General features: G+C 61.1%; 31 protein-coding genes. 15 read left to right on the plus strand and 16 right to left on the minus strand.

The window, feature by feature from the left end; translation table 11 throughout:
- The 3 genes from AQY21_RS05930 to AQY21_RS28955 all read right to left on the minus strand — a co-directional run.
- The coding region (locus AQY21_RS05930) for a glycosyltransferase (RefSeq protein WP_152988123.1) at positions 1 to 386 on the minus strand (386 nt) is incomplete at its 3' end.
- 9 nt (positions 387 to 395) lie between these two features.
- Positions 396 to 818, minus strand: coding sequence for an ABC transporter permease (locus AQY21_RS05935; RefSeq protein ID WP_058096841.1), 423 nt, complete (start codon positions 816 to 818; stop codon positions 396 to 398).
- Positions 775 to 1,068, minus strand: a complete 294-nt coding sequence (locus tag AQY21_RS28955) for a hypothetical protein (protein ID WP_161905941.1) — start codon at positions 1,066 to 1,068, stop codon at positions 775 to 777. The genes AQY21_RS05935 and AQY21_RS28955 overlap by 44 nt, the downstream gene beginning before the upstream one ends.
- A 227-nt stretch (positions 1,069 to 1,295) precedes the next feature.
- Here AQY21_RS28955 and AQY21_RS05940 point away from each other — a divergent pair, with 227 nt between their 5' ends.
- Both AQY21_RS05940 and AQY21_RS05945 read left to right on the plus strand, forming a co-directional pair.
- The gene (locus AQY21_RS05940) at positions 1,296 to 2,228 is read left to right on the plus strand and encodes a GSCFA domain-containing protein (protein WP_161905943.1); all 933 of its coding nucleotides are present in this window, start codon (positions 1,296 to 1,298) and stop codon (positions 2,226 to 2,228) included.
- A gap of 88 nt (positions 2,229 to 2,316) precedes the next feature.
- Positions 2,317 to 3,183 (plus strand): sulfotransferase, encoded by an 867-nt coding sequence (locus AQY21_RS05945; protein ID WP_058096843.1) that lies wholly within the window; start codon positions 2,317 to 2,319, stop codon positions 3,181 to 3,183.
- An 18-nt stretch (positions 3,184 to 3,201) separates the two neighbouring features.
- Here the strand turns inward: AQY21_RS05945 and AQY21_RS05950 are convergent, their stop codons facing one another.
- Genes AQY21_RS05950 through AQY21_RS05970 form a run of 5 tightly spaced genes read right to left on the minus strand, consistent with a single transcriptional unit; the run spans position 3,202 to position 6,964 of the window.
- Positions 3,202 to 4,416, minus strand: a complete 1,215-nt coding sequence (locus AQY21_RS05950) for a glycosyltransferase (RefSeq protein WP_058096844.1) — start codon at positions 4,414 to 4,416, stop codon at positions 3,202 to 3,204.
- Positions 4,413 to 5,756: a glycosyltransferase gene (locus AQY21_RS05955; protein ID WP_058096845.1), complete on the minus strand. Its 1,344-nt coding sequence runs from the start codon at positions 5,754 to 5,756 to the stop codon at positions 4,413 to 4,415. The genes AQY21_RS05950 and AQY21_RS05955 overlap by 4 nt, the downstream gene beginning before the upstream one ends.
- Positions 5,757 to 5,768: 12 nt before the next feature.
- Positions 5,769 to 6,122: a hypothetical protein gene (locus AQY21_RS05960; RefSeq protein WP_152988125.1), complete on the minus strand. Its 354-nt coding sequence runs from the start codon at positions 6,120 to 6,122 to the stop codon at positions 5,769 to 5,771.
- Between the two features lie 41 nt (positions 6,123 to 6,163).
- Positions 6,164 to 6,634 carry a thermonuclease family protein gene (locus AQY21_RS05965; protein WP_058096847.1) on the minus strand — a complete coding sequence of 157 codons (471 nt, stop codon included), beginning with the start codon at positions 6,632 to 6,634 and terminating at the stop codon, positions 6,164 to 6,166.
- Positions 6,635 to 6,655: 21 nt separating this feature from the next.
- Positions 6,656 to 6,964 (minus strand): H-NS family nucleoid-associated regulatory protein, encoded by a 309-nt coding sequence (locus tag AQY21_RS05970; RefSeq protein WP_058096848.1) that lies wholly within the window; start codon positions 6,962 to 6,964, stop codon positions 6,656 to 6,658.
- A gap of 166 nt (positions 6,965 to 7,130) precedes the next feature.
- On the opposite strand from AQY21_RS05970, the gene AQY21_RS27620 reads away from it, so the two are divergent.
- Positions 7,131 to 7,888, plus strand: a protein-coding gene (locus tag AQY21_RS27620) for an IS5 family transposase (RefSeq protein ID WP_152988126.1) whose coding sequence is annotated in 2 segments (ribosomal slippage) — positions 7,131 to 7,452 and positions 7,452 to 7,888 — 759 coding nt in all. Because the reading frame shifts where the segments join, the coding sequence is not laid out codon by codon here.
- A gap of 19 nt (positions 7,889 to 7,907) precedes the next feature.
- On the opposite strand, the gene AQY21_RS05985 is transcribed toward AQY21_RS27620, so the two are convergent.
- Both AQY21_RS05985 and AQY21_RS05990 read right to left on the minus strand, forming a co-directional pair.
- The gene (locus AQY21_RS05985) at positions 7,908 to 8,150 is read right to left on the minus strand and encodes a hypothetical protein (protein WP_152988127.1); all 243 of its coding nucleotides are present in this window, start codon (positions 8,148 to 8,150) and stop codon (positions 7,908 to 7,910) included.
- Positions 8,147 to 8,842 carry an SOS response-associated peptidase gene (locus tag AQY21_RS05990; protein ID WP_238986701.1) on the minus strand — a complete coding sequence of 232 codons (696 nt, stop codon included), beginning with the start codon at positions 8,840 to 8,842 and terminating at the stop codon, positions 8,147 to 8,149. Before AQY21_RS05990 ends, AQY21_RS05985 begins: the two co-directional genes overlap by 4 nt.
- A 59-nt stretch (positions 8,843 to 8,901) precedes the next feature.
- Between AQY21_RS05990 and AQY21_RS05995 the strand changes: the two genes are divergently transcribed.
- Positions 8,902 to 9,081 (plus strand): hypothetical protein, encoded by a 180-nt coding sequence (locus AQY21_RS05995; protein WP_058096853.1) that lies wholly within the window; start codon positions 8,902 to 8,904, stop codon positions 9,079 to 9,081.
- Here AQY21_RS05995 and AQY21_RS06000 read toward each other — a convergent pair.
- Positions 9,076 to 9,387, minus strand: a complete 312-nt coding sequence (locus AQY21_RS06000) for a hypothetical protein (protein ID WP_058096854.1) — start codon at positions 9,385 to 9,387, stop codon at positions 9,076 to 9,078. The two genes, AQY21_RS05995 and AQY21_RS06000, sit on opposite strands and share 6 nt — an antisense overlap.
- Before the next feature lie 72 nt (positions 9,388 to 9,459).
- On the opposite strand from AQY21_RS06000, the gene AQY21_RS06005 reads away from it, so the two are divergent.
- A complete protein-coding gene (locus AQY21_RS06005) occupies positions 9,460 to 10,662 on the plus strand; it encodes a UMUC-like DNA-repair protein (RefSeq protein WP_058096855.1) in 1,203 nt (400 codons plus the stop codon).
- Here AQY21_RS06005 and AQY21_RS06010 read toward each other — a convergent pair.
- The gene (locus AQY21_RS06010; RefSeq protein ID WP_058096856.1) at positions 10,659 to 10,859 is read right to left on the minus strand and encodes a hypothetical protein; all 201 of its coding nucleotides are present in this window, start codon (positions 10,857 to 10,859) and stop codon (positions 10,659 to 10,661) included. The two genes, AQY21_RS06005 and AQY21_RS06010, sit on opposite strands and share 4 nt — an antisense overlap.
- Before the next feature lie 183 nt (positions 10,860 to 11,042).
- Here AQY21_RS06010 and AQY21_RS06015 point away from each other — a divergent pair, with 183 nt between their 5' ends.
- A complete protein-coding gene (locus AQY21_RS06015; RefSeq protein ID WP_058096857.1) occupies positions 11,043 to 11,612 on the plus strand; it encodes a recombinase family protein in 570 nt (189 codons plus the stop codon).
- Positions 11,613 to 11,627: 15 nt separating this feature from the next.
- On the opposite strand, the gene AQY21_RS06020 is transcribed toward AQY21_RS06015, so the two are convergent.
- The 4 genes from AQY21_RS06020 to AQY21_RS06035 all read right to left on the minus strand — a co-directional run bounded on the left by AQY21_RS06020 (position 11,628) and on the right by AQY21_RS06035 (position 15,177).
- Complete coding sequence (locus AQY21_RS06020; protein ID WP_058096858.1) at positions 11,628 to 11,984, minus strand: hypothetical protein; 357 nt, start codon at positions 11,982 to 11,984, stop codon at positions 11,628 to 11,630.
- Entirely contained in the window at positions 11,972 to 13,219 is a 1,248-nt protein-coding gene (repC, locus tag AQY21_RS06025; protein WP_058096859.1) for a replication initiation protein RepC, read from the minus strand. Before repC ends, AQY21_RS06020 begins: the two co-directional genes overlap by 13 nt.
- Positions 13,220 to 13,534: 315 nt before the next feature.
- Positions 13,535 to 14,182 carry a hypothetical protein gene (locus tag AQY21_RS06030; protein WP_058096860.1) on the minus strand — a complete coding sequence of 216 codons (648 nt, stop codon included), beginning with the start codon at positions 14,180 to 14,182 and terminating at the stop codon, positions 13,535 to 13,537.
- A 374-nt stretch (positions 14,183 to 14,556) separates the two neighbouring features.
- Positions 14,557 to 15,177, minus strand: a complete 621-nt coding sequence (locus AQY21_RS06035; protein ID WP_058096861.1) for a LuxR family transcriptional regulator — start codon at positions 15,175 to 15,177, stop codon at positions 14,557 to 14,559.
- A 107-nt stretch (positions 15,178 to 15,284) separates the two neighbouring features.
- Here AQY21_RS06035 and AQY21_RS06040 point away from each other — a divergent pair, with 107 nt between their 5' ends.
- The 9 genes from AQY21_RS06040 to AQY21_RS06075 all read left to right on the plus strand — a co-directional run.
- Entirely contained in the window at positions 15,285 to 15,641 is a 357-nt protein-coding gene (locus AQY21_RS06040) for a hypothetical protein (RefSeq protein WP_058096862.1), read from the plus strand.
- Entirely contained in the window at positions 15,625 to 16,371 is a 747-nt protein-coding gene (locus AQY21_RS06045) for an acyl-homoserine-lactone synthase (protein WP_082658001.1), read from the plus strand. The genes AQY21_RS06040 and AQY21_RS06045 overlap by 17 nt, the downstream gene beginning before the upstream one ends.
- Positions 16,372 to 16,649: 278 nt before the next feature.
- On the plus strand, positions 16,650 to 16,964 hold the full coding sequence (locus AQY21_RS06050; RefSeq protein WP_058096864.1) for a hypothetical protein: 315 nt from the start codon (positions 16,650 to 16,652) through the stop codon (positions 16,962 to 16,964).
- A 157-nt stretch (positions 16,965 to 17,121) separates the two neighbouring features.
- A complete protein-coding gene (locus AQY21_RS06055) occupies positions 17,122 to 17,715 on the plus strand; it encodes a lytic transglycosylase domain-containing protein (RefSeq protein WP_238986702.1) in 594 nt (197 codons plus the stop codon).
- 13 nt (positions 17,716 to 17,728) lie between these two features.
- Positions 17,729 to 18,049, plus strand: a complete 321-nt coding sequence (locus AQY21_RS06060) for a TrbC/VirB2 family protein (protein ID WP_082658002.1) — start codon at positions 17,729 to 17,731, stop codon at positions 18,047 to 18,049.
- A complete protein-coding gene (locus tag AQY21_RS06065; RefSeq protein WP_082658003.1) occupies positions 18,049 to 18,327 on the plus strand; it encodes a VirB3 family type IV secretion system protein in 279 nt (92 codons plus the stop codon). The genes AQY21_RS06060 and AQY21_RS06065 overlap by 1 nt, the downstream gene beginning before the upstream one ends.
- On the plus strand, positions 18,320 to 20,695 hold the full coding sequence (locus tag AQY21_RS06070) for a hypothetical protein (protein ID WP_065169899.1): 2,376 nt from the start codon (positions 18,320 to 18,322) through the stop codon (positions 20,693 to 20,695). The genes AQY21_RS06065 and AQY21_RS06070 overlap by 8 nt, the downstream gene beginning before the upstream one ends.
- The gene (locus AQY21_RS28960) at positions 20,688 to 20,840 is read left to right on the plus strand and encodes a hypothetical protein (protein ID WP_161905947.1); all 153 of its coding nucleotides are present in this window, start codon (positions 20,688 to 20,690) and stop codon (positions 20,838 to 20,840) included. Before AQY21_RS06070 ends, AQY21_RS28960 begins: the two co-directional genes overlap by 8 nt.
- Positions 20,821 to 21,810, plus strand: a 990-nt coding sequence (locus AQY21_RS06075) for a lytic transglycosylase domain-containing protein (protein WP_058096869.1), incomplete at its 3' end; no start/stop codon positions are given. The genes AQY21_RS28960 and AQY21_RS06075, both read left to right, overlap by 20 nt.

A 21,810-nucleotide genomic window follows, 5' to 3' on the forward strand; every position in this document is an offset into this window, starting at 1 on the left:
AGGGCGGGGCCATCCCGGTGCGGGGCGAGCATCCGGGCCGCCTGGGACAGCTTGTCCGGCAGCCAGATGTCGTCCTGGTCTGCCAGCGCGACGTAGTCGGCCTCGGCGGCTTCGGGCCTGACCAGAAGATGCAGGAAGTTTGCGCTGACCCCCCGGCAGGGGCCGTCGATCACGGTGACAGCGATCCCGTCGCTTCCGGCCTGCGCCGCGAAGCTGGCCAGCCGCGCGCGGGTGCCATCGGTCGAGCCGTCATCCGATACCACGATGCAGGTCGGCTTGAGGCTCTGGTCGCGCAGGCTTTGCAGTTGCGGCTCCAACACGTCGCCGGCCTGGTGCGTCGCCATCAGCACCACCACGCGGGGAGAGTGGGTATCCTGCTTCGTCATGCCCCGGCCCTAACGGTTCACCGCTACCCACGGGTGGAGGTTCAGCATCGCCAGCCCCAGCGCGAACAGAATGCAGCCCAGCCCCATCACATTGGCGATCGACGCATAGGGCGCCTTGCAGGTGGCGTAGCTGCCCGCCCGCAGCAGGTCGACAAGAAGGATGACTGGATTGAGCCGCCCGACATCCCGTAAGGGCAGAGGCGCATTGTCGTAGAGATAAAGGATGCACGAGAGGATCAACATCGGCCGGATCAGGATCGACCAGACCGGAATATATGAGTAAAGAGCCTCGAACAGGTACCAGTTGAGCATGCCGATCCCCACCGTCAAGGCGCCGCTGACGAGATAGCCGAGATCGATCATCGAAAAGTCGAGATTGGCCCGCAGGTCATGCTGCAGGATGGTGCCGGTGCAGATGATCGCGACGGCCATGATCTGGGTCATGGCGGTTCGGCAGGAACAGGGCCAGAATCGTGCCAAACGGGGCATCTGCCTGAAATTCGAGCGGCGGCCGGGATAATTTCTCCGATTGCGCGACATTGTTTCCGACATTCATGTACAGGTTGATCCTCGTGCGTCGCAAGGCATAGAATGGCGGAAAGCTCGTGTCCAGCGACAGGTGCCACAGGAAGAGCGAGAACACGACCGACATCAGCGCCAGCGTTATGACGGGTTCGATCACCACCCACTGATTGCCGGGCCGCGGACCGGCCGAAGGTGGTGCTCATCTCGCGCAGCATCAGCGCGACAATGGTCCGTACGGCGCGAAACCGGCGGGAACGTGGGGTCTGGGCAGAAGAGGTCATGGGACGCAGCCGTGAATGAGCTAATGGGTCTTGAGCCCAGAAAATGGTGCGTCTATAGACCGTATAGACTGCTTGGAAATTTTGAAAGGCAAACGATATGCATATGGAAGGCGCGGTGGCGTTCAGGACAACCCTGCGCAACCGGGCGCGCAAGTATCCTGACCGAGAAGATCCCCGGTATGACGATCACCTGATCCTGCCTTCCATACGCCCATCATTCGCCATACCCCGTCACAGTGCCGTTTTCACCATCGGCTCCTGCTTTGCCCGAGAAGTCGAAGACGCCCTGCTGGAGGCTGGCGTGTCCGTTCCGACGGCCGGATTTTCCGCCCCTCGCGAAGAGGCCCCCGGCCGCCCGAACAGAATCCTGAACCAATACAATCCGGGCACCATGCTGCAATGCATTCAGGCTGCGGGCCAGAAGGCCGATGCCAGGGCGCTCTATGAAACAGCCAATCCCGAGCTTGTTCTGGACAGCCTTCTGGCCACGGGCAGCCGACCGGTTGCGCGCGCACGTGCGATGGAGCGTCGCACCCAGATCAACACGCTTTATCACGAGGGGCTGGCCCAAGCCGATACGGTGGTGATCACGCTTGGGCTGATCGAGGCATGGTACGATCACGAACATGGAGTCTATCTCAACGAGGTGCCGCCCCGTCCGCTGCTCGAACGTGCAGGCAAGCGGTTCGAATTCCGCCGCATGGACCTGGGCGAATGCCGATCGCTGCTGGATGAGATGATTGTGGCGCTGACGGCCACACGAAAACGCCACATCGTGCTGACCGTTTCTCCGGTCCCGCTGCAGGTCACGTTTTCCGGTGGCGATGCCGTTACCGCCAACGCCTATTCCAAGGCGATTCTTCGTGTCGTTGCCGAACAGGTGGCGCAGGATCACGATTGCGTGGACTATTTCCCGAGCTACGAGATCGTGATCACCGCGGGCTTGCGCGCCTTCGGCGAGGACAACGTTCATGTCAGGCCGGCGATCGTCAGCCGCATCGTCGCCCATATGCTGTCGCATTACCTGGAAGACTGAGCCGTCTGGACATCTTCATGCTGGACGTTGCCCGCCCAAGGCGATACCTACGTGGGGCGATCGCGGTGAGAATTCAAGGCAACAGTTCATGAGCGACCAAAAACTTTTCGGGAACCTGTTTCTGAGCGTCGGCGCGATGAAAGCGGGCACGACCTGGCTTTTCAACGTCCTGAACCGTCATCCCGAGCTCCATTTCACGCCGGAAAAGGAAATCCACTATTTCTATCACCGTTATGTCGATACCGGCATTCTGAGCGAGCAGCGGCGCCTGGAACAGGCCAGGACCCGCTATCTGGAGCGGTTCGATCCCGCGCAGGCGAATATCGACCGTATCCGGATGAACCTGCACTGGGTCGCGACCTACCTGGACCGCCCGGTGGACGATTTCTGGTATCGCAACCTTTTCACGCTCCGCCGCAATGAAACCTATGGATGCGATTTCTCCAACCTCCACGCCCTGCTGCCGGCGGAAGCCTGGCCGCGCATTTCCGCCAATTGCGACCGGCTGCGGGTTCTCTACATCCTGCGCCATCCGGTGAAGCGGCTGTGGAGCCACGTGAAGTTCCACCTTCAGGTGACAAACCAGCTGGAGGCGCTGAAGAAATGGGGCCCAGGCGAGATCGAGCGTTTCGCGCGTCAGCACTTCATCTGGGAAAACGCCGAATACGGACGGGCACTGCGTAGGATGAAGGCCGGGCTAGGCGCTGAGGAGCTCAAGGTTATCTTCTACGAGGATCTGCATGCCGACCAGCGTGGCATGCTGGCCAGTATCGAGGATTTCCTCGGCATTCGGCATGTCGATTATCCCACGCAGATTCTGGCCCGGCGGGTCAATAAATCGGCGTCTCACCCGATGCCGGATTTCTTCCCCGCGCTGTTCGCGCAGGATGTCGCGCGCATCTCTGCCGAGGTCGAGGCAGAGGGGCTGGTCCTTCCGGAGGCTTGGACGGCCTGACGCGCAAGGCCCGGGCGGTCAGATCTCCGCGATCAGATCAATCAGCGCGTCGGCCTGCTCGGCATAGCTGGTCACCTGCCGCGGTTGGGGAGGCGGGATTTTGCCGGACAGCACCCATTCGATCTCGGCCCGTAGCGCGGATGGCGGCGCGCCGATCGGCAGCATCCGGCCGGGTTCGATGCCGTCATGTTCCGTGGTGCCGCCGCTGTCGGTCTGGATCACCCGGATCCCGCGGCACAGCGCTTCACGGATGGTCAGGCCGAAGGTTTCCTTCCACTGCGACAGGAACAGCAGTACATCGATCCGGGCATAGAAATCGTCCATTCCGGACTGGTCGAAGCGGGGATGGATCTTCCAGTCTCCCTTCAGCCCCGAGATGTCCTGGCCGGCCCACCACGACCCGTCCAGGCTGGCATCGACCAGCAGGCCGGCGAAGGGGGGATGGTCGTTGGGCAGGGATTCGAAGGCGGCCTTGATCAGCGGCCAGCCCTTGATCTGCGACGGCCCCCCGACGAAGCCGAAGACCGGGCGCGGATCGGCGGCGCGGCGGCGGGCCTGGGCCTCGAAGAAGCCGGGGCCAGGCTGGCGCACGCCGTTGGTCCAGACCGCAAGCCGGCCGCCCTGCATCCCCGATCGCCGCGACAGCTCGAGCGCGAAGCGGCTGGGAAAGGTGATGAGATCGGCATGGGCCGCGGCGGCCAGAAGCGTCTCGCGGCGCAGGCGGGCGCGGGACAGGTCGTCGACGCAGCCGCGGCAGTTCTCGATCCGCACCGGATCCTGGGCGCAGTATTTCTGGTTCAGCCGGATCATGAACTGGCGTTCGCAGAGCCACCAGAAATCATGCACGCTGAGCACCACCGGCAGATTGCGGCGCCGGGCCATGGGCAGGATGCCGGCGCCGATTTCCTGGATGCAGTGGGCATGCAGCAGGTCGGGCGCGAGATCGTCGATCAGCCGCGCGAAGATCTCGGTCACGCGCGGGTTGTCGTAATGCTCGGCATAGGCGCGGCCGGGGGGCAGGTTGATCAGGAAATTGACGATGCCGTCCTTTTCCACCTTCATCACCGTGTAGGGCGGCAGATCTGCCCGCGACATTGCCGATACGGCGGTGATCCGGCAGCCGTGCCGCGCCATCAGCTGGTGCGCGACCTGTTCGGCCACCACGGTCGCGCCGCCATAGGTGTAGGGCGCGAAGAAGATGTTGCTGACAAGGATGTGGCCGGGCGGCTTCATTCCAGCACCCATTTCAGGATCTCGGGTTCGATCACCGGCAGGCCGTCCCGGTCGCCGCGCCAGCGGCGTTCCAGGTCGGCCCGCGCCGCGCGGCCCAGCTCGGCCGTGGCGGCGCGATCTTCCGCCATCGCCTCGAGCGCCGCACGCCAGCTGTCGCCGGGTTGCAGCACGCGGCCCGTCTCGCGGTCGCGCACCACGTTGGCCATGTCGCCGATCGTGGTGACGATGCTGGGCACGGCCACGGCGGCGGCGTCGATCACCCGCACCGCGCTCTTGCAGCGGTTGAATGCGTCATCGGTCAGCGGCATCACCGCGCAATCCACCGTCGCCAGCGCCGCGAGGTAGCCGTCGTAATCGGTGAAGGGGTGCACCTCGGCCTGGCCGCGCAGCTTCTCGGGCAGAAGTTCGGGGTTGAAATGGCCGAGGATCACCAGCTGCCGGTTCGGATCGGCGGCCAGGAACTCTGCCATCTCGTCGCCCATCACCGCGAAATCCATCTCGTGCCCCTGCGAGCCGCTGGCGAAGGCGACCCGGAACGGCGCCTGGGGATCCCGGGTGGTTCGGGCCAGGGCGGCATCGGCGGCTGCGAACGTGGCGCTGTCGGCAAAGTTGCGGCGGAAGAACACCGGGCGATTGGTATAGAGCCGCGCATGTTCGCGCATCCCCGGCGTCGAGACGGTGACGATGTCGGCCATGTTTATCGCGTCGAGATAGCGCGGCGCCTCGGCCACGAAATGCGCCTTCATCGCTTCGGGCAGGGCCTTCATGTTCTCGTAGGTCTCGTAGGCCGAAACCGAGAACAGCGGGTCGTCGAGATCGTAGAGCACCGGAAGACGCAGCCGCCGGGCTTCATAGAGATACATGCTGTTGAGCGGCCCGTTCTGGGTGCGGTAGAGCATCAGGTGGGTGGCGCCCTCAAGCAGGCTGATGGCGCGCGGCACGTCCTCGTAATGCGAATAGTCGTACTCCACCCCCTGCGCCTGCCACAGCTCGGCCACCTGCTCGACCCGGTATTTGCGGCATTGCGGCAGGTTCAGGTCGCCGATCATGGTGATCCGGCGGCGGCGGGTCGTGGCGGCGGGCGGCTGGCTCACGTGGAAGGCCTCCTTGCGGGCGATCTCGCGCCAGAAGGCATTGAGATGCTGTTCGGGATGGGGGGCGGAATGGGGGGCGGGGGCGGGGGCGTGCCCGGGATCGGGCAGGGCCGAACGCCCATACCCGGCGCGGCGCATGGCGACATAGGCCCGCAGCTTGCGGAACGCGGCGCGCCATCCCTCCTGCCGGACGGCGGCGATGAAACGGGCAATCTTCTCGCGGCTCAGATAGGACTGGAGGAACATCGGAAAAAGGAGTTACTTGCTTGATGGATCCCCTTTAGCGTATGTGTCGGGCCAGCGCCAGAGCTTGAAAATACTTCCATATTCCACGGCAGTAACCTGTCCACCGGCATCCGAGCTGAAGCGCGCCTGGCCGGACATCTGCATGTTGCCGCCGATCTCAAAGCTCATGTAGCCGGCGTTTGGTCCTCTGGTTTCCTCCATGTCGCATACCACGACCAGCTGCAGGTCTTTGACAGTCAAGGTGTGGTAATAGGTTCCACGCTCAAACCCGCTGGTCCAACCATCTGCGACAGCGGGCATCGCGCTGGCGCCGAAGGCGGCGGCGACCAGACAGGCTTTAGAAAAAATCCCCATGAAATCCTCCATTGAAGAATGCACGCGGAACGATAGTTGCAAGGGGTGTAGGGTCAATGCCGGCGCCGCCAGTCAGCCGGCTTCTCGAAAGCCCCAGCCCAGATGCCGCGCCGAGTGGCCCGGGCCCTCTGCTCCGCATCGCGATAAAGGGCCCTGCGGTCGTAGTATCGCACCGCCAGGCCAGTCTCGATCATCCATTCGCCCAGGTCGCGGCCTGCGGCGTGGCATTGGCCGATGGCGCGCGCGTAGCGGTCGCGGCCGCTTATGGTGCATGCCACGGTGGCCTTGCCGATCTTATCGGCCAGAGCAAATGCGGCGTCCTGGCCGCAACGCCAGGACTTTCCGCCTACTGAGAAACAGGTCTGCCCTGCCTCCGGCGCGTCGACACCCGCTAGACGGATGCGTTTGCCATGAATTTCAATCGTATCGCCGTCGATCACAGTGGCTTGGCCAGCGATCCCGACAGCGCCCGCGACCGTGGGGGCTATGAGAACCCAGAACGCGAGAGGAACTGCCAGGCGCATCCTGTGCCCTCAGCACAAGGTTCAGATCGCCAGATCTTCGAGGCTTGCGCCGTTGGCCAACTGATCCTTCACCCATTGCGGCTGGCGGCCGCGGCCGGTCCAGGTCTGGGAGGTATCTTCCGGGTTGGCGTATTTTGCGACCACAGGCTTCTTCGACGTAGCGGAATTGAGAAGGTCCGTCAGTTTGAAGCCGAACTTTTCGGCAACCTCTTTGGCAGCATCGACCGCCTTCTGCCTTTGCCGCGACTCGAAGTCGTTGATCGCGCGATCCACCTTTTGCTTCAAGTCGCGAAGCTCTTTCAGGTCCATGCTTTCGAGATCTATGCTCATTTCACATCCTTGCCGCCAAAATCAGCTTTTGATGCAGAGATAGAGCAACATGGCTGGGAAGGAAACGGCCTACCGCGAGCTACGAAATAGCGTTCGCACCTAGGGTCAGGACCCATTGATTTCAGTCCGGCGTCATGATTCACGGCTCGAAAAACGAGCGGTGAACATGTCTGATCTTTTCTGGCTGACGGATGCGCAGATGGCGCGTCTTGAACCCTTCTTCCCGAAGCCTCACGGCAAGCCACGAGTCGATGACCGGCGTGTGTTGAGCGGCATTATATTCATCAACCGCAATGGCTTACGGTGGCGTGATGCCCCTTCCGCCTACGGGCCTCACAAGACGCTCTACAACCGTTGGAAACGGTGGAGCGATAGGGGAATCTTCGCTCGGATTATGGCTGGTCTGGCCGCTGATCATGGTGAAGAGAAGACGGTCATGATCGACGCGACCTATCTCAAAGCCCATCGCACGGCGTCCAGCCTTGCGGTGAAAAAGGGGGGCGTGGACGCCTGATCGGTCGAACCAAAGGCGGCATGAATACCAAACTGCACGCCATCTGCGACAGCCAGGGCCGACCGCTCAACCTCTTCGTCACCGCCGGTCAGGTCAGCGATTACATCGGTGCTCGTGCTTTGGTGAGCAGTTTGCCAAAGGTGGAATGGCTCCTCGGAGATCGAGGATATGACGCCGATTGGTTCCGAGAAGCATTGAAAGACAAAGGGATACGCGCCTGCATCCCTGGCCGGAAACAGCGGACGAAACCGGTGAAATACGACAAGCGTCGCTATAAACGGCGCAACCGCATCGAGATCATGTTTGGCAGGCTCAAAGACTGGCGGCGTGTGGCGACACGTTACGACAGGTGCCCAAAGGTCTTCCTGTCAGCTATCGCTCTTGCGGCCATCGTCATCTACTGGCTTTGAAACTCAATGAGTCCAGACCCTAGGAAGGGTCCGGGTCCGCATAGATCACGGCGGTCTCAGCAGCCAATTCGGCGGCAACCGTTAAGGCAGCATCCCGATCCTCGACGATGCAAGACGGCACGATCTCATCCTCGTCGGGCACATTGCCATAAAATGGCCCCTGAACGATCCAGCAGCCATCAAGCCCGGGACCGTGGACCTGGACGTTCCACACATTGCCGGCGATCTCGTCGGGCATGTCCTCTATGATTGCCATCTTCACTCTCCATTATCCGTAAGAACGCCGAAGCCCTGTCTTGCGATCCGCATACGCTCGGCCGGGTAGGGCCGCAGCAGCACGGCCGCCTCGGCCGGCGAGCCGTGCAACCAGGTTTCGTAATCCTCGGGATCGAGGATGACGGGCATCCTGGAGGGATGGACAGGCTTGACCAGCTCGTTGGGCGTGGTCGTCACCATAGTATGCGTGATCCAGCCGCCTTCCTCGCCCTCGATGCCGGGCTGACCGCGCCGCCAGAGGCCGGCGAAGGCGAACAGCGGCCGAGCCTCGTCACCGATCAGCGTAAACCAGAAATCCTCTGCCGGGTTGCGGCCCTTCGCTTCGCGGAAGCTGGTGCCAGGCACGAGGCAGCGGCGGTTCAGGAAGCTGTCTTTCCAAAGGCCGGATCTGGCGAGCTTATCGTCGCGCGCGTTGTTCCATGCGTCCGGCTTCAGAGCCTTGCCGGTCTTTGCCGAGACTTTCGGCGTCAGAAAGCCCCAGTGAGCTGCCATCATCTCGCGGTTGCCATCCGCATCCAGCCGAACAATCGGCGCCTCATATTTCGGCCAGATCGCCGGCAGCGGGGCTGCGTTGCCAAGAAAATCGCGGGCTGGATCAACCTCGAAATGCTTGCGGGAGCCATCCTGGGCAGCAAGCATGGCATATAAGTTGCACATCACAACACCTTCCGGTTGCAAGTCACCTCGATGGCGGATAGGAGCGCCCGCGAATTTTCCCCACAGCTACGGACCAATGAATGATCGTCCAGACGGATGCACAAGCGCAAGCACTCAGAGCCTTCCTCGAAACCTTCGACCTGCACGCATCGGGTGTTTGGCCCGAAATCGAGGAGGGGATGCGTGAGGATTTTGGCATCGAGAACCCGGCCAGTGCCGTCGAGGATCTGCAGCGAGCTCTGTCTGGACAACAATCATAAGCGCCCCTTGTATGCCTCGGCCAGCAGTCCGGCGATGCGCGACAGCTCGGTCACACGCGGACCGGGTGCCGTTATCGCGACACCGCGCGCCCAAGCTGCGCGCAGCATTGCGCCTTTCGGGTGGTCCCGGCTGGCGAGATCGAGCGCCAGGCCCACGTCCATATCCTGCCGCGGGTCATGCTGCGCAGCACGCCGAGCGGCGCGGTTGAGCGTTTCCAGGGCGTGCAACAGATCTTCGCGACCAGCGATCTGTTCGCTCCACGATCCCCCGAACGCCACATTGCGCAGCTGACCAGCCCTGTCCATTTTGCCCTCTTGAATCAGAAGAACAAAGATAGAACATCAAGGGTGATCTGACCATCCGCCAAATGTAGCGTCATGCAGCCCTTTCGTGTCCTCTATCTCGATATGAACAGCTTCTTTGCTAGCGTCGAACAGCACCTCGATCCGGCGCTGCGCGGCCGGCCGGTGGCGATCACCGCGGTCGATTCGGACGCCGGCGCCTGCGTTGCGGCCAGCTACGAGGCGAAAGCCTATGGCGTGAAAACTGGGACGCGGGTAGCTGACGCTCGCCGCTTGTGCCCGGGCATCGTGTTTCGGCCGAGCCGGCACAGGCTCTATGTGCGCTTCAACCTCGCAATCGCAGACGTGCTGGACCGCCACGCCGAACTCACCCATATCCGCAGCGTCGATGAATTTCAGCTGGCATTGTCAGGGGATGCACAGACACTGGACGGCGCCGCCAGGCTTGTCGCGCAGCTGAAGGCCGCCGTCGCGGAGGAGGTTGGCCCGTGTCTGCGGTTCAGCGCCGGCGTTGGCCCCAATTTTCTCTTGGCAAAGGTGGCCGGCAAGCTGGAAAAGCCCAATGGATTCCAATGGTTGTCGGCCGAGAACATGCCAACAAGAATCCAGCATCTGGCGCTGGATGATTTACCGGGCATCTCTCGGGCGATGAAGGACAGGCTGATGGGTGCCGGCGTCTATGACGTGGTTACACTCTGCCAACTCGATCCGCGCCACGCTCGCATGATCTGGCGATCGGTCGAAGGCGAACGGTTCGTGCGGATGCTCCAAGGCATGGATATTCCGTTGATGCCGACGCAGCGGGGTGGGTTTGGCAACAGCAAGATCCTGTCACCGGAATTTCGCGACCCGCGACGGGCCTATCGTGTCGGGCGCTGGCTGGTCGAGAAAGCCACGGCCAGATTGCGCCGGGACGGCCGCGTAGCCGGGAGGTTCAGCCTGTCGGTCTCGATGCTGACCGGTCCCGTGTGGTCGCGCGGGGTGAGCTGCTTCCCAAACCAGGACACCGCCTTCTTTCTTCGCCTGCACCGTGCGCTTTGGCGGTCCCTGTGGCGCGACGGGCGCCCGGGCCAGGTGATCGCGGTTGGAGTCCAGCTGGGGGATGTTGCGCTGCTGGCCGAGCGCCAAGGGGACTTGCTCAAACCTCTGGCCCCGGCTGAAAAGACGCGCGGCGAGCGCGTCTCGGCCGCAGTCGATCAGATTAATGCCCGGTTCGGCGATGGGGCGATCACCTATGGGATCAACGCACCGCACCCAGGATTTTTCGAGAGGGGCTAGGCCGCGGGCGGAAAAATCACCGGACGGCCAGCCGCCTCGACAATCTGGTAGCTCGCAGCAAGCAGATCATCGACGGCCATCGACGTCTCGACGCCGAGCTTTTCGCGGATCGGATCGGTCACATCCTGTGGCGCGTCACCAAGGCTCATAAGAGCGGTATGCAGCAGTGCGAGCAGTTCGTTCGGAATCTCTGCCATGATCGTTCCCTCCGATTTGCAACTGAACGCGCGAAGAGCACTCGGGTTCAGCGCCGATGCGTAACAATAGGGCACACCCGACGAGACAGACAATGGTGACATTCCAAATGTGTCACATTTGGCTGTCTTTGCCCAATAAGTTACAGTAACCTGTTCAGAGCCACCCTAATGTGACAGAATGACATGGCCCGCATCGGCTACGCCCGCGTCAGCACCGCTGATCAGGATCTTGAAATCCAAAAAGAGCGCCTAGCTGCCGCGGGCTGCGAGATCATACGCACCGAGATCGGATCAGGTGCCACGCGCGCCGGCCGCGCCGAGCTGGAAACCATAATGCAGTTCCTACGCGCAGGTGACGAGCTGGTGGTGCATCGTCTCGACCGTCTCGGCCGATCGACCAGAGACGTCCTCAACCTGGTGCATGACCTCGACCAGAAGGGTGCGGCTCTCCGAGTTCTGGAGCCAGACGTGACCACCGCCGGAGATCTTGGCCGCGTTGTGGTAACCGTCCTTGGCATGGTGGCCGACATGGAGTTGCGCTTCATCCGTGACCGCCAGCGCGCAGGCATCGAGGCCGCGAAGAAGCGACAGGTCTACAAAGGTAGGAAAAAAACGGCCGATGAAGCCGAAATTCGCAGGCGTGTTGCCGAAGGCCAGTCGAAGGCAGCTGTAGCGCGCGACCTGGGCGTGTCCAGGATGACCGTCTATCGCGCCCTCGCCGGCGCCGCCGCGTCAGAAGCTCCTGCTGCATAATGCCGACGCGGCAGCTCATTGCCGGCGTTCTTCAACGGCATCGGGCTGGTTGGCAGCGGCCTTTTCAGCCACCCCCAGGTTATTGGCTCGCAGCCAGAATGCCTGGTGCGCTTTCGACACCTCCCGTGCCCGCTCAAACACCGCAAACCGCGTGCCGTCCATGCAGGCAAAATACTCAGTTAACTCCCTGAAATATCGCTCGAAATCCGCAGAAACCACGTCTGCATATTCCCGAAAACCATCGTCGTCGGATGGGACATAGGGTTCCTCCGGCGGCAAGCAGACTGCGTTCGGGCTACCGCTCTGTGCCAGGCCCGGCGAGGGCAACAGGGTCATCCCTGTCATGAGCAGCAGCGGTATCAATCTGTGCATGCTGTGGTTCTCCTTCGCTCGACCAGGCCGATCAATGATCCCGCCAGGTTGAATTGCCCGGCCATCTGCAATCGCGTGAACGCTCGCAATGCCCCACCTGGACTGTGGATAGGATGGGTTGGATGCCCCATGTTCGCTTCGATGATCAGGATGCAAAGAGCCATGCGCAAGTCTCCGAACACGTCCATGGCTTCCAGGACCGCGCTTTCGTTGATGCCCAGCCATCCTGCGAGCTCGAATGCAGCCGATCGCATGGCTCGTTCGGTGATCAGGTTGCCCGAGCAATGATGGTCCAGGCGTTCGAGGAAGCACGGGCCAGCGATCTGTCGAATGACCTGGGGGGTGATCCAGCTCACATCATCAGGGTTGCCATTCGGTCCGGCCCCTCCGACACTTTTTTCTCTGCAACTGGCTGGGCCTATTGGCCCAGCCATGGAGGGATAGTCGTCGGCCCGCTTGCGGGCCGGCCGGTCATTGGCGGAGGAACCGCTACAAATTTCAGGATTCTTTAGGGTTGTATTTAGTATAGCCGGAATCTCGGATTCCGACACGCCGGAAGAATCTGCACGACATGACAGGATCTCGGTCAGCTGGTCATAGACGGATCGAATATCCGCCAGGTGCCCCTCAAGCTGGGCAACGGTCCGAAAACCGGCGTAGCGCCTTGGCCAAGCCGCGAAGGCTTGCAGGAGCGATCCAAGGGCAGGATGCCGCGGCTCCAGTTCGACCAGGCGCTCGATGGCGCGGCGGACATCACGCTTCAGCGCCGAGCATTCCAGCCGCAGGGTCTGCATCCTCCGGCTCTCGGCCTGGCGGTCGCGGTCACAGGCGATCAGCTCACCCACACGCAGGATGAGCGGCCGGAAATTAATGCCCAAGCGCCGCCCATCGCTCAATTCCGCCCCCGACCGGTGCCCATCGGCCGCGGTGTCGATCAGCACCAGGCCAAGCGCCTCCAGCTGCCGCTCATGGGCGCGCAAGGCGCGGTCCGTGATGCCGATCTCCGCTGCCATGTCCTGCTGCGCGCGATAGCAAACCGGATCGCGGTGTGGATCGGTCCAGTCACTGACCGATGTGGATCGCATCATGCGCAGGAGCGCATCTCGCCGGGCAAGGCCGATCCCGAAGGCACGGCCGGCGTGCCGCTCGATCAGCTCGACCAGGTGACTGAAGGTCATGCCGTCGGGCAGGCATGGATATGACGGTTGGGCGGCCAAAGCCGCGAATCTGCTCATAGTTTTCTGCTCCTCGAACTGTGAGGCGCAGGGTCCGCAGGCAATGCGCATCCGTTCGCACAAATGCGTTTTTGCTCTTGATTTTCGGGGGCAGGACAGTAACTATGCTCGTAACCATGTGAGCAATGCAGGTCGCCAAACCTGTGTTACGCCAAGCCCCCTCGTGCGGACCCCCGCGCGGGGGGTTTTACGTTTCGGGCGGTATGTCTCTGATTCTGCTCTTGCTCCTCTGTCGGGGCTTTTAACCGGGAACCCTACAACGAGTAGCGCGTCCCGGCAATTCTTAGTATGGATCGCGGCGGTTGACCGCTAGGTTCAGTAGCGGATCGCCTCGATGTGGTAGGTGCCGTCGGTGTCGCGGTATCGCATGAACACACCGCGGATGAAGCCGTTATGATCGTTGGTTGTGCTGATCACGGTGGGCACGCACGTCCGTCCGTAGACCGGACGTCTATCATCATCGCAGCCGATGCTCCGGGCAACGGTGTAACCACCGGCTGCCTCCGCAAGCCACGCAGGCCCGTGTTGATAGCTGGCCGCAGCCCATTGAAAATGGCCGTTTTGCAAGTATTTCCCGACCGTGGTGCGGTCGATGATGTATTCGCTATCGCCGCCACGTTTGTGCCGATACTGCTGGATGTGGTAGATCTCGATCCCATCGCGGATAGCCCGCGTCTCGGCGTTCAATCCATCTGACCCGAGGACCATGGAGACGCCAATCTTGGCAGCAATTGATGCGTCCAGCTTCATAGGGCAACGCCACAGCTGCAGCGGCGGCTCGACCGGGAGAGGTGTAATGCGGCGAATGACCTCTATCTTGGCAGCAGTGCATTCAGTGCTTGCTGGAAAGCCGCCTGCCATGCAGAGCAGGATTGCGCAGTCGATCGGGTGAGCCTTCACCGGAATTGCAGGCATGATTGCCAGTGAAAAAGCGATTGGTATAAATGACTTGCTGATCTTCATCTCTACACCCTTGCAAGGTCCGTAACGATCTTACAAGATTGTATAGCGCCTTAACGCCTCTCTGGGCAAGAGAAAGCCCCGGTCTGCACGAGATACCGTCCCAAGACAGTCATTCGCGATGGGACCGAGGTCTCGGGATCAGATGGCTGGATCAGCCACACGACCCCCGTGCCGCCTGAAGCCGTCTCATACCGGAGACCGATCCCATCCCGTTCATGCACTTCACCGAGGAATCGGTTCGTAGGCCGCACGGCGCCCTGTGTTTGCATCGCAACTCATCCTTCAACCAGCAGCAGACTGGCGAAGACGTTGGAGTCAGGCGACAGGACAGGGAAGAGGAAAGGGCACCGTTTTAAACTTTTGGATAAACTTTTTTAGATGAAGCCTCTGTCCTTGGCGATAGACACGGCTTGCGTGCTGGTTCTCGCCTTAAGCTTGTCTTGTGCCTGCTGGCTTCGATACTTGATCGTTGGAAGGGAAACGCCAAGGCGCTCGGAGGCGGTCGCTTGTGACAGACCGTCCCGCAGGCACTCCAGCACCGCGATTTCGCCATCAGTCAATGACGCCCTGTTGTGAAGCAAATCCACCCAATAGAAGAACTTCTCTGTGACTTCGCGAACTTCGGAATCCGTAAACTCTCGGTCTGCGCGTGACAACGAAATGAAGGAGTGGATGCTGTTCACGATGCGGGTTGCTGCCATACCATACCGCATCCCGTGGGCCGCAGCTGCCTTCAGAACGCCTTGGCTATCGGGAAGGTCGATCTCCGACCAGCGGGTGGCGCCCGACTGCGCCTTGACGATCCAGCGGAAAACTGGGTCATCCAGGAACACACCCCCTCGAACGTAGGCTTCCTGCCAGACGGCAGGCATTGTGCTGTCGAGCTTCTCGGCGCCGGCAGCCGTATAGTTGAACGACAGCACCCACCCAGCGGGCGCAAGTTCGGTCAGCCAGGCGCGGTCCCTGGCGTAGTTTGGCAAGCTGTTGTCGAGCATGACTTATCCGAAAGCATAAAGAGTCTTATCCAAAAGTATAAAATTCACCGATCATGCTGGAATGTCCAGTCCTCGGGGTGTTGATGGACCCAAAGAGGGATTCATGTATGCTTCAGAAGAGGGTCTGTGAGACCAGGACTATCGTCGGGGCGAAGGCCGCGTTCACGAAGGACATGGTTGTCAGCCTCAACGAACACTTTGATGATCTCGCCGTAGATGGCGTGGTTGCGGTAAAGGTGTTTGAAGATGGTTCGTGGCGCGCGAACCCGGACCACACCTGCACCCAATGGCTGCCCGAGTTCACGAAGGATATGGTGGAGACCCTACACGAATATTTCGACTTCTACGCGGTCGATGGGGTTGTGACCATCGAGGTGTCGAACCGAGGCCTCTGGCTCCCCAACCCGATGGCGGGCCGACAGTTCTTAGGGTTAGCAAGGTTTCCCCATGATAGACGTCATTGAAGCAGCATCGCAGACTTCCGTGCAAGAAAGTGCTGGCCGCGACTTCTGTGTCAGCGTGCTTTGGTCCAAGTCGTTCAGCACAGCCTCCGCAGTAGCTAGTGGCTGGTCCTTGATCATGAAGTTTTGGGATTTGCGCAAGGAAGTCTTCATCGACCAGAAGAACTGGGGGCTGACAAGCGGCGACGGTCTGGAGTTCGATCAATACGATAACATGGGCCCGCAGTGGGTCATAGGTCCCGTGTACATCGTTGCGCACCGCGATGGTGAGGTCTTAGGTGGGGCACGGCTTCTGCGGACTGATAACAGCGATCGTGTGAGAAGTTCGTATATGATCCGCGATGCGTGCCTGGGCCTGTTGCCTGGCATGCCGACGGAGCTATGCGAAGACACTCCCCCTGTTTCGGATGAGATATGGGAACTGACGCGCCTGGTGGCCAAGAAGGAGCCTGGCGTTGGAGAGGCTATTCTCGCGGCCGCGAACCGATTCCTGTTCAAGATCTCTGCACGTAGATGTCTGTTTCTCGGTCCGCCGGCGTTCATGCGCATGGCGAAGAAGATGGGCTTCTCGCCCGATCCGCTGGGAAAGATCCAAGGCAACAAGGACGGCCGGTTCCTGGCATTCGGTTGCGACGTCATCCCTCCAGAAGTTGTTACCGATGATTACGGGCACACCGCGACCAGGCCGCAGCGGGGACAGTCTGGCCACAGCATCGGCGAACACGGCCGCTAAGCCCGAAAGACACCCCTCTCAACATCGCATCCTGTTGGCCCCTTTGAGAAATCGGGCTATGGATAGGGCGTCTGCCGGCCGGCGGATGAGCAATTTTGTAAGTTCGTACACAACATTTTACGGTTGGACGAAATTATAAGGTTGTTGACGATCTTATAATGTCGTATGCCTGTGGTGTCAGTAACCGCGGGCTATGCGACCGTCAGTGGAGACGGACTGTGTCATCGCCTGCCTTTATGAAGTCACCTTACTTTGTTCTGGATCAGGCAGAAGAATTCATGGATTACCTGCGCGATGGCTGGCACTTCGAAGTGCTGTGCCGCTCCGACGCCTACATGCGCAACTCCTACTGGTATGGTGAGTGGGTCGTGGTGCTCGTCTCACCTGACGGCAAGCAAGAAATCCCCCTGCTCAAAGCACGGCGTGGGGGGACAGCTGAAGACATGCGCCTCTTCAAGACGGTCAACGGCATCTACAGCTTCTGCAAGCAGTATTGCGTGCGATCCCCAATCATCCCGTCAATCGCCGGCGAACGCGAACGGCAGAGAGTTACGCTATCCGACTGGTCAGATTCGACGGATAGGGCACAGTAACCCCAAGCATACCGCGCCATTTTGCACCGCTCTGTGCGCGCAGGTGCGCGGAGCCTGGCGACGGGCCCGGCTGGCTTTCCCAGCAGCTCTCACCTCCATCCTTCTAGCAACGACTTGCGCCCAAGCTGATGTGATCCGCTTTGGCCCCACGGCCGAGGTGGCGAAACCCGACACACGCCCTCGTGCAGTTTTTCGGTATGACCGCAACGGCAGGCTGATCCTTCCTCCTAAGCCAGAAGAACCGGAAGGCAGCGACATAGAGCTGATGGCGGCCTCCACCAAGGGGACCGGCGACATCATCGTCGGCCGTGCGCCCGTTGGTGAATACCTGGGCGCCCTCCCCAGCGTCAGGCAGACGGCGCTCCGCTACCAAAACCATCCCGCCATCACAGCCGCAGGCCTTACAAAACAGGAATGGCTATCGCTGTTCGAGGCGATGATCTGGCAAGAATCGCGCTTCAATCAGCGAGCCAGAAGCCCGAAGGGTGCCATCGGACTGGCACAATTGATGCCTGGGACAGCCTCGCTTCTTGGGGTCGATCCGTCCGATCCGATGCAAAACTTGGACGGCGGCGCGCGCTATCTCCTTACGCAGCTTCAGAATTTTCGGAGTCCGACTCTGGCGCTGGCAGCATACAACGCCGGCCCGGCGGCGGTTCGGAAATATGGCGGCGTCCCTCCCTATCGGGAAACCCGCGATTACGTGGTCAGGATTCTGTCCCGCCACGAACAGCTAATGGCACGAAATTGAAAGGGAATTTGCCATGACGAAACCAAATCACATGCAGATGGCGCTGTTCGTCGTCCTGCTAGTCTGGGCTGCGATGTTTGCGACCGATGTGCTAGCCCAGGCCACCGCGGGCGGGGTGCAGTTCTCGAAGATCGACACGCTCGGCAACAGCTTCATCACCTGGATCAAGGGCAACCCGACGACGATCTTCTTCACATTGGCGCTGGTCATTACCGGCTTTCTGGCTGCCTTCAACCGGATCAGCTGGATGTGGGTCGGAATGATCTGTCTTGGTGCTTTCTTTGCCTTCGGCGCCACGAACATCGTCACCCAACTCAAGTCGATCTTCACCTGATGGCCGAGCGTACTCCGGTCATCCTCGGACTGTCGAGGCAGGCCAAGATGTATGGCCTGCCGATGCCCTACTTCCTGGCGGTCGGCGGCCTGACGATGTTGCCGTTCATCTGGGTAAAATGGCTGCCTTGGCTGCTGACTGCACCGCTCTGGTACGGCCTCGCCAAGATCGTGACGATTATCAACCCCAATGGTCATCGGGTTGTGGCCGTGATCTGGACCAAAACACGGCCCGTCATTTCTCTCAACAAAAAGAAGAGATTCCGCCGCTATGTTTAGCCCCCGTGATTTGAGTGAAGTCAGCGACCGCGCCCGTGCGATCCTTCCCACAGATCTCAACCTGTATCGGCACATGCCTTACGCGATCGAGGTTGACGACGAGGTTGTGCGGACCCGAGAAAACGGTCTGCTGATCGCGCTCGAAATCACGGGCATCGACGGCCTCACCAGCTCGGACAGTGAAATCCACGAGCTGCGCCGGGCATTCGCGCATGTCCTCGACGGTCTGGACGAGCGGTTCACCGTCTACATCCATCGGATGATGCGCCCGGCGCAGTTCGGCCTGAAAGTGATCCACGGCGACGGGTTCGCCGCGGATCTTGATCGCAAATGGCAGGCGCATCTCGCCGGCAAGAACCTCCATGATTTCGTGCTGGTGATGACTGTCGTGCGCAACCTGAGCCAGCCCCTAAAGCTGCCCTTGTTCCAGAGGGCGGCAAAGCGGCTGCTCGACGGCGACACGACAACGCGGCTTCACGAGCTGCGCGAGGTCGTGTCGATCCTGGAAACCAGTCTTTCGCTCAATACCAGGCGTCTCAAGATCAGCGATGGCAGCCTGCTCGGCTTTCTCTCGGCCATCAACACGGCCGTCCTCGGCAAAAGCTATCGCGGCCGGCGCACGCTGATCGCAGAGGATGTGGCGAACATTGCGGTCAAATTCGACCACAAGCGCGGCACCCTGCTCATCGAGGAAGGGTTCGGGCGGCCGCGCTATGCCGCCACGCTGGCGATCTGGAAATACTCGGAGACGACCTGGCCGGGAATGCTTGATGCGCTGGACACGTCGATCGACATGGTGATCTGCCATTCGTTCACGCCCATTGCAAATCACAAGATCTCGGGCCGGGTGAAAACCCGGATCGACCAGATGCGTGCCGCCGGCGATCTTGCCGCCTCCGTGGCGGAGCAACTGCTGGATGTGGCTGATGACGTCGAAACCGGCAAGGCCGGCGTCGGCGCCCACCAGCTCTCCATCACCGTTTATGCCGACAGCCAGGCCGAGCTGGACCAGCGCGTGTCGCATATTCGCGGCGTGTCGGAGCGGATGAAGGTGACGCTGAGCCGCACCGAACGCAGCCTCGAAGCGACGTTCTTTGCGCAGCATCCCGGCAACCAAGATTATCAGTGCTGGGACATGACGGTAAGCACCACGACCTTCGCGGACATGGCCTCGCTTCACATGGAGAGCGCTGGCTCTCCTGCAAGGAATTTGCCATGGCAGACGCCGATTGCGGTTGTCGAGACGGCAGGCGGCTGCGCGCACAGATTCAGCTGGCATGAGGAAGGTCCGCCGGCGCCGGCCGATCCGACACTCGGTCATACGCTGGTCCTTGGCCCGTCGAACTCGGGCAAATCGACGACGCAAGCCTTCCTTGCCGCCCAAGCCATGCGTGTCCCGGGCCTGCGGATCGTGCTCTTCGACAAGGACAAGGCTCTGCGCCCGATCGTAGCCGCGCTTGGCGGCCGCTATGCCCAGATCCTCGCTGGGCGACCGACAGGGCTGAACCCTCTGCTGACCGAAAGCGGGCCTCGTGGCGAGGCGTGGCAGATGGATTGGCTGTCGGCACTTGTGGAACGGACGGGCGGGCATTTGACTCCACAGCAGTCCGAGGCGCTGAAATCGGCCGTGCGGCAGAATGGCAGCGCCCCGGCGGAACTGCGGAACTTCGAGAAATTCCAGGAGCTCATCGGCGATGCGAACGATGACCGTGAGCTGGCGCTGCGCCTGAGCGAATGGGGTCCGCGCGGTCGATACGGCTGGGTGTTCGGCGAAGCCGACGAGCCGGTCATCGACTTCAGCCAGAAATCCAGTGTCCTTGGCATCGACCTGACGGAAATCCTCGATCTGCCGACTGAGCGAACGGCGGTGCTGTCCTATATTTTCCGGCGGCTCGAACTGATGTTCGAGGACAAGGTGCCAACCCTGGTGATCATCGACGAGGCCAGCACGGTGCTTGACGATGATTATTTCGCCCGCCGCATCCCTAAATGGCTGGCCACGGTCCGCAAGCAGAACGTGGTCATGATCCTGATGACGCAATTTCCGTCGCATATCCGGGAAAGCAAGGCCAAGTCGATCCTGGAAGGGCTCCCGAACCGGATGCTCTTCCCGAACAGCAAGGCCGTCACCGCGGATTATGCGGGCTACAACCTGACCGAAAACGAGCTGGGCTTTCTGCTCGACGGGTCCCGGGGCAAGCGCGAGGTGCTGTTCAACGGCCATAGTGGTTCGACGGTGCTGAACATGGATCTGTCGGCCCTCGGCCCTCTTCTCGCCGCCCTGGGCAGCGACGAGGCCGCCCGCAAGATGTTCGGTGAAGATTATGAAACCAAACCGCAATTCTGGAGGAATTTCAAACATGATTAAGGCGTTTTTGCTGCTTCTCGCCGTCCTGCCCGTCCTTGTGGCCTGTGCCGGCGAGACGCCGATCCGCAAGACGAATTGCTGGTCCACCATGGCCCTGGTCCCGATGGATGATTGCGAGTTCGAATATGTTCCTGTGGCTCGCTGAGCGCCCGATCCCCGTCCGGGCGGCGACGCTGGCGCTGATCCTCGGAACGGTGTCCGTTCCGGCGGCAGTCGGACAGGGCGTGCCCACCATGGACGGGCGGGGCATTGCCGAGCTCCTGATCCAGATGGACCAGGACCGTGACGAGCGCGCGGCCGAAGTGGATGAAAACGCGAGGCGCCAGGACATCCTCGACAAGCAGGATGAACAGCTGGCCGCCCTGGATGAGACGCTTAAGTTGCTGACGGGCACGAGCGCCTTCATCCCCGACCTGGAAGGCGGCGGCGCGGCGGGTGAGGCCTTCGCGGCCTCGACGGTCTATGCGATCGACGACAACAACCCCTATGTCGATCGGATCATGGGCGACGCGCCGGTGACGATCGAGCAGATGATCGCCGAAACGGCGGTGAAATACGGCAATCATCCGGCGCTGACAAAGGCCGGCATCAACGCAGTCGAATTTCGCTGCTGGTTCCAGGCGCTGGTAAAACAGGAATCGAACTTCTCCATCGGCGCGAAAAGCCCGAAGGCGGCGTTCGGTCTGACCCAGATCATCCCGGACACAGCAACCTATCTGGGTATCAACCCTGCCTATTATGATGATCCTCGCCTGCAACTGGATGGAGGGGCACGGTATCTGCTTGAGCAGTTGAACCGCTTCGGCTCCATGCCTCTGGCGCTGGCGGCCTATAATGCCGGACCAGGCGCGGTGCAGAAATATGGCGGCATTCCGCCATATAAAGAGACACAGAACTATGTGGTCAAGATCAGCGGCTATTACGACCGCTATGCGGCACGCATGAATGGCGCGGCCGATGCAGTCGGCACACTCGATCCGCGCGACATGGCCATTGCAGAGGCATCTAATGTTGCGGACGCCGGCTGGCATTATGCAGCGCACAGCATGGACACCATGAGCGCGGCCGCCACGCGACTGCGCTCGATCCTCGTCCGGATCGAAAGCACCGGATCG

The sequence above is a fragment of the Paracoccus sp. MKU1 genome (assembly GCF_001447385.1).
Lineage (GTDB): Bacteria > Pseudomonadota > Alphaproteobacteria > Rhodobacterales > Rhodobacteraceae > Paracoccus.